Below are 13,589 nucleotides of genomic sequence, written 5' to 3'. Positions count from 1 at the left end.
AAACGCGGATATAGCGCTTAAGCCTGATAGAGTTGCTGTGTTTGAATATAGTTCAATACGGCGGCATCTAAAGTTTTTACCGGGCTTTGCTGTTGCTGCAATTGCCGGCGGATTTCGCTGGCGCTGATGTCTGTTAAAGGGTTTGCCAGCAGCATAATGCAGCCGCTGTGGCGTTGGCGAATTGTCGCCAGGTTGGTTACACCAAACTGCTGCAACAACGCCGGGGCGTCGCCGTCTTGCTGGCTGTAACCGGGGCGCTGACATACCAGCAAATGTGCAAGCTTAAGTATGTCCGGCCAGTTTTTCCAGCTACGAAAATAACACAGCGAATCCATACCGATAATAAAGTAAAACCGGCTGCCGGGCTCTTGCTCGCTCAGCAATTGCAGGCTGTCTGCAGTGTAGGAGGCGCTGGGCTTATTAAGCTCCAGCCGTTCCAGCTTCAGCTGTGGGTTTTGGCTTATAGCCAGCTGTACCATGGCGGCGCGCTGCTCACCGCTTACGCCTGGCGTGGCCCGATGTGGCGGCAGATGGCAGGGCATTAGCCGTACTTCGTCCAGGGCACAGTACTGCTGGACATACTGGGCGCAGCGAATGTGGCCGTTGTGCACAGGGTCAAAGGTGCCGCCCAGAATACCGATGTGCTTTATCATACGCGCTTAGTCATAGCTGGCGTGTTGTTGTAGCGAAAACGCTTTGGGCACCGGTTTAATAAATAACGTAACCAGGTGCGCCAGTGCCACTTCGCTGTTAGTTAGCTGGCCGCTTTTGTACAGCCGGTCGAATGCGGCCAGCTCCTGCAGCAGATAATCCAGCCAGTTCGCCGATAAACGCTTCAGCGCACTTTGGTACAGCGGCTGGCGTTTGGGCCAGATAGCCAAACTTTTAAAGCTGTCGTTCAGGTTGTGCTGCGCTGCCTGTTGTAACTGACGCAGTTGCAGCACTTCTTTTTGCAGCTGCCAGGCAATAATAACCGGCTCGGTATCCTGCTGACATAAGCGTTGCAGGCGGTGCAGCGCTTCGTCGGTCTGGCCCTGTAAAATGGCGTCAACCAACTGAAACACCGTAAAGCTGGAATGGTCAGCTAAAAAGCTGCTTAACGCATTGGCATCCAGTGGCTGGGGTAAATTGCTTAGCGCCAGCTTTTCCAGCTCTTGCCGTGCGGCCAGTAAATTACCGGCACAATGGTGCTGTAGTAACGCCAGGGCATCACTGCTTAGCTGTAACTGTAACTGGCGGGCCCGTTGGCTTAACCATTGCTGGCTTTGCCGCTCATCCAGGGCATAAATGGGTATTTGCACGGCCTGGGTTTGCAATTGCTTAAACCAGGCCAGTTTGCTGACATCGCTATGGCTGCGCTCGCCGTGGATCAGCAAAATAACATCGCTGTGTAACTGTTGTGGCAGGTTTTTTAACTGGTCATTGGCAGCCGGCGATAGCTTTTGTTGCACCAGTTCCAGCTCAATTAAGCGCCGTTCGGCAAACAACGACATGGCTTGCAACTCGTTGCTAAGTTCATTCCAGTCAAACTGGGCATCGGCAGCTAAGCTGATGCGTTCAAGATAACCTTGCTGTTTTGCCGCGGCGCGGATGGCATCTATGGCTTCAAGTTTTTGCAGCGGCTCTTCGCCAAACATCAGGTAGCAGGGCGCCAGTTGCCCGGCTAAGTGCTGTTCTAACTGATTGGCATAGAGTTTTTGCATCAGTGCGGCCCGGTTGGCATTAATGCAACCGCGACAGCTGGCGCACAATACGGTTGGCGGCCTGCTGGCGTAGTTCGCCCAGCATCAGCTCCAGCTCTTTGGCTTTGGCGGCGGCCTGGTTCGGGTCATCCTGATAATCGCGGAACAGCTCAAACTGATATTGCTGCGGTTCGCCATCCGGCATTGTCAGTGCGTAGCTTACTTTGTAAATCAGCTCATATTCCGCTACCTGGCCATTAGGGAACAGCGATAGGGTGCGCCGCTCCAGCGAATCGCTAAGCAGTTGCAACATAGGGGTTGATTGCTGATAGGAATCCAGCAGTTCTACCTTATTATGCTCTAGCCGGTTGCTTACCAGTGCCGCCAGTTCAGAGTGGCGATCACTTTGAATATACATGGCAGGAAAATGGCTTAGCGGCAAATCGCCGCGTAAATGAAAGCCGCAGCCGCCAAGCAGCATGCTGCTTAGCAGAGCAACCAGCAGGCTAAGGCGGGCCATCTTAGCCCACCACCAGGTTTAGCAATTTGCCCGGTACGTAAATCACTTTACGCACGCTTACGCCTTCTAAATGGCGGCTAACGTTGTCATCCGTTTTGGCCATGGCCAAAACGCTATCTTCTGTCGCATCGGCCGCTACTGTTACCTTGCCACGCACTTTGCCGTTAACCTGTACTACAACCAGTTTTTCATCCTCTACCATTGCGGCTTCATCTGCTACCGGCCACGGCGTTTGCTCAATGCTTTGGCTTTGGCCCAGTTGCGACCAAAGGTATTGTGCAACGTGCGGCGTAATAGGGTTTAGCAGCTGCAGCAGTGCCAGCACCGCTTCCTGCATGACAGCGCGGTCGAGCTCAGTGGCCAGGCTGGCTTTTTGCAGCTTGTTGCTCAGTTCCATAACAGCGGCAATGGCGGTGTTAAAGGTATAACGCCGACCGATATCGTCTGATACCTTGGCAATGGTTTTATGCAACTCGCGGCGCAGGGTTTTTTGCTCGTTATTCAGAGCTAAAATATCCAGCGGGCCGACAGAGCCTGCGCCAGCAAAGTCACTAACCAGCGCATAAATACGTTTAATAAAGCGGTGGGCCCCTTCCACGGCAGAATCTGACCATTCCAGCGTTTGCTCTGGCGGGGCGGTAAACATCATAAACAAACGCACGGTATCGGCGCCGTATTGGTCGATCACTTTTTGCGGGTCGATGCCGTTGTTTTTCGACTTCGACATTTTGCTCATGCCGGATGCTACCACTGGCAGCCCGTCGCTATTTAGTATGGCGGTTAAAATCCGGCCTTTATCATCACGCTGTACGGTAACATCGGCCGGTGAAAACCATTGTTTGCCGCCGTTATCGGTATCGCGGTAGAAGGTTTCAGCCAGTACCATGCCCTGACACAATAAACGCTTAAAGGGCTCGTCGGTGCTTACCAGGCCAACATCACGCAGCAGCTTGTGGAAAAAACGCGCATACAGCAGGTGCAAAATGGCGTGTTCAATACCGCCGATATACTGATCCACCGGCAGCCAGTAATTAGCTTTGGCCGGGTCCAGCATGGCTTTGTCATGATCCGGGCTGCAATAGCGGGCATAGTACCAGCTGGATTCCATAAAAGTGTCGAAGGTATCGGTTTCATGGAAGGCTTCAGCACCGTTGTAAGTGGTTTTAGCCCACTCTGGATCAGCCTTAATCGGCGAGGTTACGCCATCCATCACTACATCTTCCGGCAAACGTACCGGCAGTTGATCTTCAGGCACCGGCACCACTGAGCCATCCGCCAGGTTCAGCATCGGTATGGGGGTGCCCCAGTAACGCTGGCGCGATACGCCCCAGTCACGCAGGCGGTAATTTACTTTTACTTCGCCGCGGCCGATTGCCGCCAGTTTGGTGGCAATGGCATTAAAAGCTTGTTCAAAAGCTAAACCGTCAAACTCAGCAGAGTTAATCAGTACACCTTTTTCGGTGTAGGCAGCCTGGCCTAATTCACATTGTTGCGCTGCGCCGTCAACCGGCGCGACAACTTGTTTAATTGGCAGGCTGTATTTAGTGGCAAATTCATAATCGCGCTGATCATGGCCGGGTACGGCCATTACTGCGCCTGAGCCGTAATCCATCAGCACAAAGTTGGCTACCCATACCGGCACTTGTTCTCCGGTTAACGGGTGCACGGCATAAATACCGGTATCGCAGCCTTTTTTCTCCATCGTGGCAAGCTCTGCCTCGGCCATTTTGCCGCCTTTGCAGTCTTCAATAAACGCGGCCAGGGCGGGGCTAGTGGCAGCGGCCTGTTGCGCCAGCGGGTGCTGTGCCGCAACGGCAACATAGGTTACGCCGTATAACGTATCCGGGCGGGTGGTGTATACGCTTAAGCTTTGGCTTGAACCGGCAATATCAAAACGGATCTCAACGCCTTCAGAGCGGCCAATCCAGTTTTTCTGCATGGTTTTAACTTGTTCCGGCCAGCCATCTAACTTATCTAAATCTTGCAGCAGCTCTTCGGCGTAGGCGGTAATTTTAATAAACCACTGTGCTAACTCGCGTTGCTCAACCAAAGCGCCAGAGCGCCAGCCACGGCCATCGATAACCTGCTCGTTAGCCAGCACGCACTGATCTACCGGGTCCCAGTTAACGGTAGCCATTTTTTTATACACCAGGCCTTTTTCATACAGCTTGGTGAAGAACCACTGCTCCCATTTGTAGTATTCTGGTTTGCAGGTAGCGACTTCGCGGCTCCAGTCGTAACCAAAACCTAAGCGTTTTAGCTGGTTACGCATGTAGTCGATATTCTCGTAGGTCCATTTCGCCGGTGCGGTTTTGTTGTTAATAGCAGCGTTTTCTGCCGGTAAACCAAACGCATCCCACCCCATAGGCTGCATTACATTTTTACCTTGCATGCGTTGAAAACGGCTGACAACGTCACCAATGGTATAGTTACGCACATGGCCCATATGCAAGCGCCCGCTGGGGTAAGGGAACATAGACAGGCAGTAGAATTTCTCTTTATTGGCGTCTTCTGTCACTTTAAAAGCGTTGGTTTGTTCCCATTGCTGCTGCAGTACGGTTTCAATCTGCTGCGGGTTATATTGTTCTTGCATTAAGGTCTTCCGAAAAGGGGGTTAGTACAAGCGCCGCTGAAGCGGCAAAAAAGTGGCTATAGCATACCGCAGCGGCGTTTTGACAACAACAAGCAGCGCATTGTCTATACTGGTTTTAAACCATTGGAGGCTCCATGACAGATTTTGTAAAGAAGTATCAGGCTTGGCTTAGTGAGTTCAGCCAGACATTACAACAGGCTGAGCAACAACAAATGGATAATATGCTGGAGTTTGTAGACCAGTTAAAAGCCTATGTTAAAGCCAGTAAAGAGCTTAGCGCCTATGAAACAGCGCTGTTTATTGAAACGCTAAAGCGCCAGTGGCAGGATCACGATACGGATGAGGCTGCTAAAAACAGCACAGAAACACCATCGCTATGGCCCGAAGCGTTATGGCAGGAGCTAAGCAGTATTACCGATAAAAGCCAGTTAGAGTGGCAGGAGTTGGCGCAGGATTTTAAGCACAAAGGCATCTATTATCAGGGCGAAATTGTCGGCATGGGGCGTTACCGTTGCAGCCATTGCTTACAACATATTGATTACACCCATCCGGCAGAGCTGCTGGCTTGCGGCGAATGTGGTGGCGTACAGTTTTTCCGTGAAGGCCTGCCGGTATAGCCACACGTATTTTTCCAGCTAATTCCTCTATCAGCGGTGGGCAGCATAGTGTTTTTTTGCTAAACTGCGCCGCCGTAACACCAGACACCTTTTCTTTTCACCGTGCAGGATACCCGGGCCAATGTAACAGATTGCCGATAGCTGATAGTACTTAATACCGCTAATGCAGTTTGCCTGGCGGATAATGTGTTACCTGATCCGGACTGTTAAATGACAACCTACTTAAAACAACACTGGTTTTCCAACCTGCGTGGGGATGTGCTTGCTGCTCTTGTTGTAGCTCTCGCGCTTATTCCTGAAGCTATTGCCTTTTCTATTATTGCAGAAGTTGACCCAAAGGTTGGCTTGTATGCCTCATTCTGTATAGCGGTAATTACCGCGTTTACCGGTGGTCGTCCGGCGATGATATCGGCGGCTACCGGCGCTATGGCGCTGTTAATGGTAACGCTGGTGCGCGAACATGGTTTGCAGTATTTGCTTGCCGCAACATTATTAACCGGTGTGCTGCAGATTATTTTTGGCTTGTTTAAGCTTGGCGAGTTAATGCGCTTTGTCTCGCGCTCTGTGGTGACTGGTTTTGTGAATGCATTAGCCATTCTGATTTTTATTGCACAGTTACCTGAATTGTACGAGCACGGCTCTGCACTGGTATACGGTATGACAGCGCTCGGGTTGGCTATTATATATTTGTTTCCTTATGTCACCAAAGCCATACCCTCACCGCTGGTGTGCATTGTAGTGCTAACCACACTGGCGCTGTATTTCGGCTTTGATATCCGCACTGTGGCAGATATGGGCGAGTTGCCAGATAGCCTGCCGATATTTTTATGGCCTGAAGTACCACTAACGTGGAATACCCTGGTAATTATTTTCCCTTATGCTTTAGCGCTGGCTGTAGTGGGTATTCTGGAATCATTAATGACCGCCTCTATAGTAGATGATTTAACCGACACAAGCAGTGATAGAAACCGTGAGTGTGTTGGCCAGGGCGTGGCAAACATTGGTTCGGGGTTAATTGGCGGTATGGCAGGTTGCGCCATGATTGGCCAATCTATTATTAACGTAAAATCTGGTGGCCGTACGCGCTTATCCACCTTGCTGGCCGGGGTGTTTTTATTAATTTTAATCGTATTTTTAGACGCCTGGGTCGGCCTTATTCCTATGGCAGCTTTAGTCGCCATTATGATTATGGTGTCTATCGGTACTTTTAATTGGGGTTCGTTAAAAGGGTTAGGCACTAACCCAAAAAGCTCAAGTATAGTGATGCTGGCTACCGTAGTGGTAACAGTGTATTACCACAACCTGGCTTATGGTGTATTTGTTGGGGTGTTATTTAGCGCACTATTTTTTGCCAGCAAGGTGAGCAAAATTTTATACATTGGCTCTACCCTGTCTGCTGACAGCCATCAGCGCCAGTATCAGGTAGTAGGGCAGGTATTTTTTACCTCAGCCGAGCAATTTGTCGCAGCTTTTGATTTTAAAGATGCGGTAGAAAAAGTCAGCATTGATTTAAGCCGGGCGCATTTTTGGGATATCACCGCCATTAGCTCGCTGGATAAAGTGGTGATTAAGTTTCGCCGCGAAGGCACCGAAGTAGAACTGATTGGCTTAAATGAAGCCAGCGCTACCCTGGTAGACAAGTTTGGCGTGCATAACCGGCCAGATGCGGTTGAAAAGCTGATGGGCCACTAATTTTACCGAGGAGCACAACAATGACTAAAAAAGTACTGGCGTGTATTGATGCCTCACCTTACGCCGAAGCGGTTTGCGATTACGCCGTATGGGCAGCAAGAAAACTTGATGTGGCGATGTCGGTAGTGCATGTGCTGGATAAAGCGCAACACACCCAAACACCGGATCTTAGCGGCAGTATTGGCCTTGGCTCACAGGAATTATTACTGCAGCAACTGGCCGAGCTGGATGAAAAACACAGCAAGCTGGCAATGGAGCGCGGCCGCAGTATTTTAGACGCGGCCAAAGCGCGTGCTGAACAAGCTGGTGTGAAAGCGGTAGATGAGCGCTTACGCCACGGCCAGCTGGTAGAAACCTTAACCGAACTGGAAGAGGAAACCCGGCTGCTGGTAATGGGCAAGCGCGGTTTTAGCAGCGCTGAAGCGCACGGCCATATGGGCCTGCATGTTGAACGGGTGATCCGCAGCTTGCACAAGCCCATTTTGCTTACGCAGCAAAGTTATAAAGCGCCGCAGCGGATTATGCTGGCCTATGATGGCAGCGCCACGGCATTAAAAGGCCTGGAAATGCTGGCAGGCAGCCCGCTGGGCCGTGGTTTGCCGGTGCATCTGGTGATGGCCGGTGCCGACACGGAGGCCGCACGGGCGCAAATGGACAGCGCGGCACAAATACTACGCAATGCCGGTTTTGATACCAAAGTAGCAATAGTGGCCGGCGAGCCGGAAACCGTGCTGCACCAGTACCAGCAAGAACAGGTTATAGATTTAATGGTGATGGGGGCTTATGGCCATTCCCGTATCCGGCAATTTATTGTTGGCAGTACCACCACTGCCATGATTTGCAAAGCCAAATGCTCCCTGCTTATTTTACGTTAGTTACTGCAACCCGGCCTGGCCGGGTTGTTTTTTATCAACCCGTGTAACAACACACTTTACTTGCGCAGAAATAAAGATGTTAAACATGAAATTTATCACCGCTTTTATCGCTGTACTGGCTTTGTTGCCAGCCTCTGCTATGGCCGATACCGGGCCAATTGATCTTACCGGCTCTATGTTGGGCATCGTTGCCGTGGGCTTATTTATTTTTGCTTATATGCTGGTAATGGCAGAAGAGAAAATTCATCTGCGTAAATCCAAGCCGGTGCTGGTGGCTGCCGGTATTATCTGGGGCATGATTGGCTGGCATTATACCCAGCAGGGCATGTCTGATATTGCTCAGGATTCATTTCGTCATACCTTGCTCGAATACGCCGAGCTGATGCTGTTTTTGCTGGTGGCCATGACGTACATCAGCGCGCTGGAAGAGCGCAGGCTGTTTGATGCGCTGCGCAGCTGGTTAATCCGCAAGGGCTTTAGCTATCGCAGCCTGTTTTGGATTTGTGGCGTGCTGGCGTTTTGTATTTCGACGTTCTCTAACAATATGGCCACGGCTATGCTGATGTGTGCGGTGGTAATGAAAGTGGCCGAAGGTGATAAGCGCTTTATCAGCCTGTGCTGTGTCAGTGTAGTGGTGGCCGCCAACGCCGGTGGTGCTTTTATCCCCTTTGGTGACATTACTACCCTGATGGTGTGGCAGGCAGAAAAAGTCACCTTTTCCGAGTTTTTTGTATTGTTTATTCCTGCTGTGGTTAACTTTTTAGTGCCTGCTGCCATCATGAGCTTTTTTGTCGAGAACCGTTACCCCGGCAAGCATGACGGCGATGAAGAAGTGGTTGAGCTAAAGCGCGGTGCGTTGCGCATTCTTACGCTGTTTATCTGTACCATTGCTTTATCGGTTGTGTTCCATTCAGTGTTGGGTTTGCCGCCGGTGCTGGGCATGATGACAGGTTTGGGTTTATTACAATTTTTTGGTTATTTTTTGCGGATGACGTTACCCGGCTCTCTGGCACGCAAACGCGCGCTGGCCGAGCGTGAAGGTGATATGGAACGCATCCGCGCGTTGGGCCAGGTTGTGCCGTTTGATGTATTTAACCGGGTAGCGCGCGCCGAGTGGGATACGCTGTTATTTTTCTACGGCGTGGTGGTGTGTGTCGGCGGCCTGGGTTTCCTTGGGTATCTGGAGCTGTTATCTAACGGCCTGTACGGTAATTTTGACCCAACCTACGCTAACGTGGCGCTGGGGCTGATGTCGTCTGTGGTTGATAACATACCGGTGATGTTCGCTGTATTAACCATGGACCCGGTTATGTCGCATGGCCAGTGGTTACTGATCACCTTAACCGCCGGTGTCGGCGGCAGCTTGTTATCAATCGGTTCGGCCGCCGGCGTGGCGTTAATGGGCCAAGCGCGTGGTTATTACACCTTTGCCGGCCATTTAAAATGGGCACCGGTTATTTTGCTGGGTTATATCGCCAGCGTATTAACGCATTTATATATAAACGCCGACTTGTTTCATATAGTCGGTGATGTAGCCAGCCGCGCCGCCGGGCACTAGCACTTATTAAGGATTAACCATGTCAAAAAAAGTATATTGCGTAGCCCAGTTTCAGCCCAAAGCGGGCAAAGCAGACGAGCTGTTTAAAGTGCTGCAAGGCCTGGAGCCCAACACTCTGCGCGAAGACGGCTGCCTGCAGTATATCGTAACCCGGCATATAACCAGCCCGTTTGCTGAAGGCAAAAGCTTTGCTATTGCTTTTAACGAAATTTGGGCCGACTTGCCAAGCTTTGAAGCGCACTGCCAACGCAGCGAGATAAAGCACTTCTTTGAAACCTACTGCTTAGCCGAAGACGGCCTGGCAGCAGATTGGAACGTGTGCATTTACAGCGACGAACCTGCTAATTTCGACGCACCAAAGCTGGTGTAATTTAGTAATGCATAAAAAAACCTGCTTTTTGCAGGTTTTTTTATGCGCTTGATTTTGTTCACGATAAGCGCAGTGCCCACTGTTATGTTAGCATCGCTTTAATGTCGTCGCTCAGTAGAAATTATCAGCGTTAAATACAGTTCCTGAGCGTGTTACAAAAGAGGATAAGCCCGAGTAGAGGAAGTAAATGGATGCATTACTGATAATTTTGCTGGCAACCCTAGGTGCGGGGCTGGCAATGCCTGCAGGGGCAATAGTTGCAGCCTTTGAGCGCATACACCCTGACTGGCTTGAAAAAGAGTTTCGACACAGCGTGCTGGCCTTTGGTGCGGGGGCCTTATTGTCTGCTGTTGCATTAGTATTGGTACCGGAAGGCATTAGGCACCTGCCAGCGCTACCTGCTGCATTGTGGTTTGTTGCTGGCGGCTTTGGTTTTATGTTTTTGGATATAGCTTTGAAAAAAGCCAATACTCCGGCCAGCCAGTTGGCTGCAATGTTAGCTGATTTTATCCCGGAGTCTATTGCACTTGGCGCAGCCTTCAGCGCTGATCCTAAAATGGCGTTGCTGTTGGCAGGTATAATTGCACTGCAAAATTTACCAGAGGGCTTTAATGCTTATCGTGAGTTGCACAAAGCTTCAGGATCGCCATGGCGTTTAATTGTCAGCTTTGCACTTATGGCGTTATTGGGGCCTGCTGCCGGGCTGTGTGGGTATGTTTTCTTGCAAAATACAACGCACATTGTTAGCGCCATAATGCTGTTTGCAGCTGGTGGTATTTTGTATTCCGTGTTTCAGGATATGGCGCCACAGGTTAAGCTGGCCAGGCATTGGGGGCCTCCAATGGGCACTGTGCTTGGTTTTGTACTGGGTATGCTCGGTTTTATGTTGGCGCACTAAGCGATGCGATCATTGGCGACAGGCTAAAATAAAATTGCTGAAATGCATGGGTTTAATGACGTCGGTGGGAAGCACCTTTTTGACTCAGGCCAGACTTAACCTTAAACGGGCATATTTAGCTCAGTAAATGGAGTACGTATGAAAACTATTGGCCTTATTGGCGGTATGAGCTGGGAGTCGACAATTCCTTACTATCGGCTGCTTAACGAGGGCGTAAAACAACAGCTGGGTGGGCTGCACTCTGCCAAATGTATTTTAGTCAGCGTTGATTTTTATGAAATTGAACGCCTGCAGCATGCTGGCGACTGGGATGGCGCCGGTGTTGTGCTGGCCGATGCCGCGCGTTCACTTGAAGCGGCTGGCGCTGATTTTATTGTGCTTTGTACCAACACTATGCATAAAGTGGCCAGCAGCATTGAAACTGCAGTGAATATTCCGCTTCTGCATATTGCCGATGCTACTGCCGCTGCAATAAAACAGGCAGGCTGCAGCCGGGTAGGTTTGCTTGGCACTAAGTTTACTATGGAGCAACCCTTTTACCGCGAGCGGCTAACTGAGTTACACGGCATTGAAGTGCTGTTGCCGAATGAAGCCGAACAAGACAGTCTGCACCAGATTATTTATCAGGAACTATGCCTGGGGGTAATTACACCGGAATCTAAACAATCCGTGCGTAAGATGATGGCCGGCCTTGCCTGGCAAGGCGTGGATGGCATTATTCTGGGTTGCACCGAAATTGGTTTGCTGGTGGGCAAAGCTGATGCCGCAGTGCCGCTGTTTGATACTACGGTGATCCACGCCGCTGCAGCTGTTAGACTGGCACTAACTGATAACCTAAACGCCGACAAAGTACCCTAATGGCTGAAAACCCTATACTGCTGATTTACGACAAAGACTGCCCGGCCTGTAATGCTTATTGCCAGATGGTACGTATTCGCCAGAGTGTCGGCGAACTTAAACTGATTAACGCCCGTGAAGACACTGAGGTAATGCAGCAAATTACCGCGCAGGGGCTGGATATTGATCAGGGTATGGTGCTGAAAATGGGCGATAACTGGTACTACGGCAGCGACGCTATTTATATGCTGTCGCTGCTTAGTAGCCGCAGTGGGCTATTTAGCCGGCTGAATTATCATTTGTTTAAATCAAAACGGCTGGCAAAGTGGCTGTATCCGCTGTTACGCTTCTTCCGTAATCTGCTGCTGAAACTGCTGGGCAAACGCAAGATTAACAACCTTGGCATTGGCGGTAATGATCGTTTTTAATTGCAGGAACCCCTGATGAACCCCACTTATCTGGAATATGGCGCCAATGGCTTTTATTTGCTGGCGGTGTTTTTGGCTGCGCGTAATAGCATTCATACCTGGTGGCTGGGCGTTATTGGCTGTGCCTTGTTTGCTGTGTTGTTTTATCAGGTAAAACTGTATGCCGAAGTGGTGCTGATGCTGTTTTTTATCGCCACTAACTTTATTGGCTGGTATCAGTGGGGCCGCTCCAGCGGTGCCAAAGCAGTAAGCTCAGCACCATTTATCCGGTTGCTGGCTTATGCTGCTCTGGCAATGCTGGTTACTTTGCTGTATGGCTTTGTCTTGCATCGCTTTAGCGATGCCTACGCACCCTTTGTTGACTCGGCCATTTTAATGTTCAGTATTATTGCCCAGTTTCTACTGATGAACCGCAAGCTGGAAACCTGGTGGTTTTGGCTGATTGTTAATACGCTGGCGGTGCCGCTGTATTTCTCGCGCGAGTTACAGCTTACTGCCATTGTGTATACCGGCTTTTGGTTTAATGCCTGGTATGGCCTGTATTTATGGCGGCGTTTAAGTAAATCAACAGCCAGTTAAGTGTGTTGTTTGTCGGTTTCTTTTACGCATTTCCTGCATTATTAAACAGCTTAAAATATAAGCTGTTGTTTTTGGTTTGTTATATTTAGTGGCTCGAATGTTGCTCTGTGCCTTTGCCATATCAGGCAAGACTAATTCACGGAGTGAAGCATGAAAACATTAAAACATTTACTGTGTGTGGCGGGCCTTGCCCTGTCTGGCACAGTGTCAGCTGGCCCGATACTTATTATAAATGGTGCAGATCAAACTACAGAATCGGGTACTACCAGTGCATTAACGGCGAACTTGCAAGCACTGCATTTAGCTGTTGGTAATACTGTCACTATTGTTGATAGCCTGCTGGCCGATATTTCCGGCTATAGCCAGGTGTGGGATGTACGTTTTTTTAATGCTGCCGCACTGGATTCTGCAGCACAAAATACCTATATGGACTACCTCGGTAATGGTGGTGGTTTATTCTTAATGGGTGAAAACTCAAGCTTTATGGACCGGAATAATTCGGTTCTGGAGCTTATCGAGCTGTTAGGTGGCGGTGATCTTGGCTTCGATGGCTGTTTCGACGGTACTCAGATGGTACACGCGCCGTTTACCGGTCCTAATGCAGTAAGCGAAGTAACCTATGCTGCCTCTGGCTGTTTTATGGATAACGGCACTGGCCAGTGGATCACGTCACGTGCTGATGGCTCTTTGGGCTCGGGTGTGGCTTTTGGTGTAGGCAGTCTGAGTAATGCAATGGCTGGCGCGTTAACCACGATCCTGGATGTGAATTTTATGATGAATCAGTTTGATTTACCCAATTCACAGGAATTAACCAAAAACCTGATCGGTTTTATTGGTGATCAGGTTGACCCGGTAAATGATATTCCGGCACCTGCCAGCATTTTACTGTTTGCAGCAGGCTTAGCGGGTTTACGCATGCGTATGCGCTACAGCAAATGAT

At 50.1% G+C, this 13,589-nt stretch carries 14 protein-coding genes; 10 read left to right on the top strand and 4 right to left on the bottom strand.

What is annotated here, in order from left to right; translation table 11 throughout:
• Positions 1-17: 17 nt before the first annotated feature.
• From nadD to leuS, 4 genes are read right to left on the bottom strand one after another with little or no spacing between them, the layout of a single operon-like run.
• Positions 18-653, bottom strand: coding sequence for a nicotinate-nucleotide adenylyltransferase (gene nadD / locus MJX74_RS12305; RefSeq protein WP_240223135.1), 636 nt, complete (start codon positions 651-653; stop codon positions 18-20).
• A 6-nt stretch (positions 654-659) separates the two neighbouring features.
• A complete protein-coding gene (holA, locus tag MJX74_RS12300) occupies positions 660-1,703 on the bottom strand; it encodes a DNA polymerase III subunit delta (protein ID WP_240223134.1) in 1,044 nt (347 codons plus the stop codon).
• Positions 1,704-1,722: 19 nt separating this feature from the next.
• Positions 1,723-2,202 carry an LPS-assembly lipoprotein LptE gene (locus MJX74_RS12295; protein ID WP_240223133.1) on the bottom strand — a complete coding sequence of 160 codons (480 nt, stop codon included), beginning with the start codon at positions 2,200-2,202 and terminating at the stop codon, positions 1,723-1,725.
• A 1-nt stretch (position 2,203) separates the two neighbouring features.
• The gene (leuS, locus tag MJX74_RS12290; RefSeq protein WP_240223132.1) at positions 2,204-4,795 is read right to left on the bottom strand and encodes a leucine--tRNA ligase; all 2,592 of its coding nucleotides are present in this window, start codon (positions 4,793-4,795) and stop codon (positions 2,204-2,206) included.
• A gap of 134 nt (positions 4,796-4,929) precedes the next feature.
• On the opposite strand from leuS, the gene MJX74_RS12285 reads away from it, so the two are divergent.
• From MJX74_RS12285 to MJX74_RS12240, 10 genes are all read left to right on the top strand, one after another.
• On the top strand, positions 4,930-5,412 hold the full coding sequence (locus tag MJX74_RS12285) for a zinc ribbon-containing protein (protein ID WP_240223131.1): 483 nt from the start codon (positions 4,930-4,932) through the stop codon (positions 5,410-5,412).
• Between the two features lie 210 nt (positions 5,413-5,622).
• A complete protein-coding gene (locus tag MJX74_RS12280) occupies positions 5,623-7,104 on the top strand; it encodes a SulP family inorganic anion transporter (RefSeq protein WP_240223130.1) in 1,482 nt (493 codons plus the stop codon).
• A 20-nt stretch (positions 7,105-7,124) separates the two neighbouring features.
• Positions 7,125-7,979, top strand: coding sequence for a universal stress protein (locus MJX74_RS12275; RefSeq protein ID WP_240223129.1), 855 nt, complete (start codon positions 7,125-7,127; stop codon positions 7,977-7,979).
• 85 nt (positions 7,980-8,064) lie between these two features.
• Complete coding sequence (gene nhaD, locus MJX74_RS12270) at positions 8,065-9,537, top strand: sodium:proton antiporter NhaD (RefSeq protein WP_420851405.1); 1,473 nt, start codon at positions 8,065-8,067, stop codon at positions 9,535-9,537.
• A 19-nt stretch (positions 9,538-9,556) separates the two neighbouring features.
• Positions 9,557-9,907: a putative quinol monooxygenase gene (locus MJX74_RS12265; RefSeq protein ID WP_240223127.1), complete on the top strand. Its 351-nt coding sequence runs from the start codon at positions 9,557-9,559 to the stop codon at positions 9,905-9,907.
• Positions 9,908-10,094: 187 nt separating this feature from the next.
• Positions 10,095-10,805 (top strand): ZIP family metal transporter, encoded by a 711-nt coding sequence (locus MJX74_RS12260; protein WP_240223126.1) that lies wholly within the window; start codon positions 10,095-10,097, stop codon positions 10,803-10,805.
• A gap of 138 nt (positions 10,806-10,943) precedes the next feature.
• Entirely contained in the window at positions 10,944-11,663 is a 720-nt protein-coding gene (locus tag MJX74_RS12255; protein WP_240223125.1) for an aspartate/glutamate racemase family protein, read from the top strand.
• Positions 11,663-12,070 carry a DCC1-like thiol-disulfide oxidoreductase family protein gene (locus tag MJX74_RS12250; RefSeq protein WP_240223124.1) on the top strand — a complete coding sequence of 136 codons (408 nt, stop codon included), beginning with the start codon at positions 11,663-11,665 and terminating at the stop codon, positions 12,068-12,070. Before MJX74_RS12255 ends, MJX74_RS12250 begins: the two co-directional genes overlap by 1 nt.
• A gap of 15 nt (positions 12,071-12,085) precedes the next feature.
• The gene (gene pnuC / locus MJX74_RS12245) at positions 12,086-12,649 is read left to right on the top strand and encodes a nicotinamide riboside transporter PnuC (RefSeq protein WP_240223123.1); all 564 of its coding nucleotides are present in this window, start codon (positions 12,086-12,088) and stop codon (positions 12,647-12,649) included.
• Between the two features lie 150 nt (positions 12,650-12,799).
• On the top strand, positions 12,800-13,588 hold the full coding sequence (locus MJX74_RS12240) for a PEP-CTERM sorting domain-containing protein (protein ID WP_240223122.1): 789 nt from the start codon (positions 12,800-12,802) through the stop codon (positions 13,586-13,588).
• Position 13,589 lies beyond the last annotated feature (1 nt).

Source organism: Rheinheimera hassiensis (genome assembly GCF_022436675.1).
Taxonomy (GTDB): domain Bacteria; phylum Pseudomonadota; class Gammaproteobacteria; order Enterobacterales; family Alteromonadaceae; genus Alishewanella; species Alishewanella hassiensis.
This window is presented reverse-complemented; position numbering and strand designations above follow the sequence as displayed.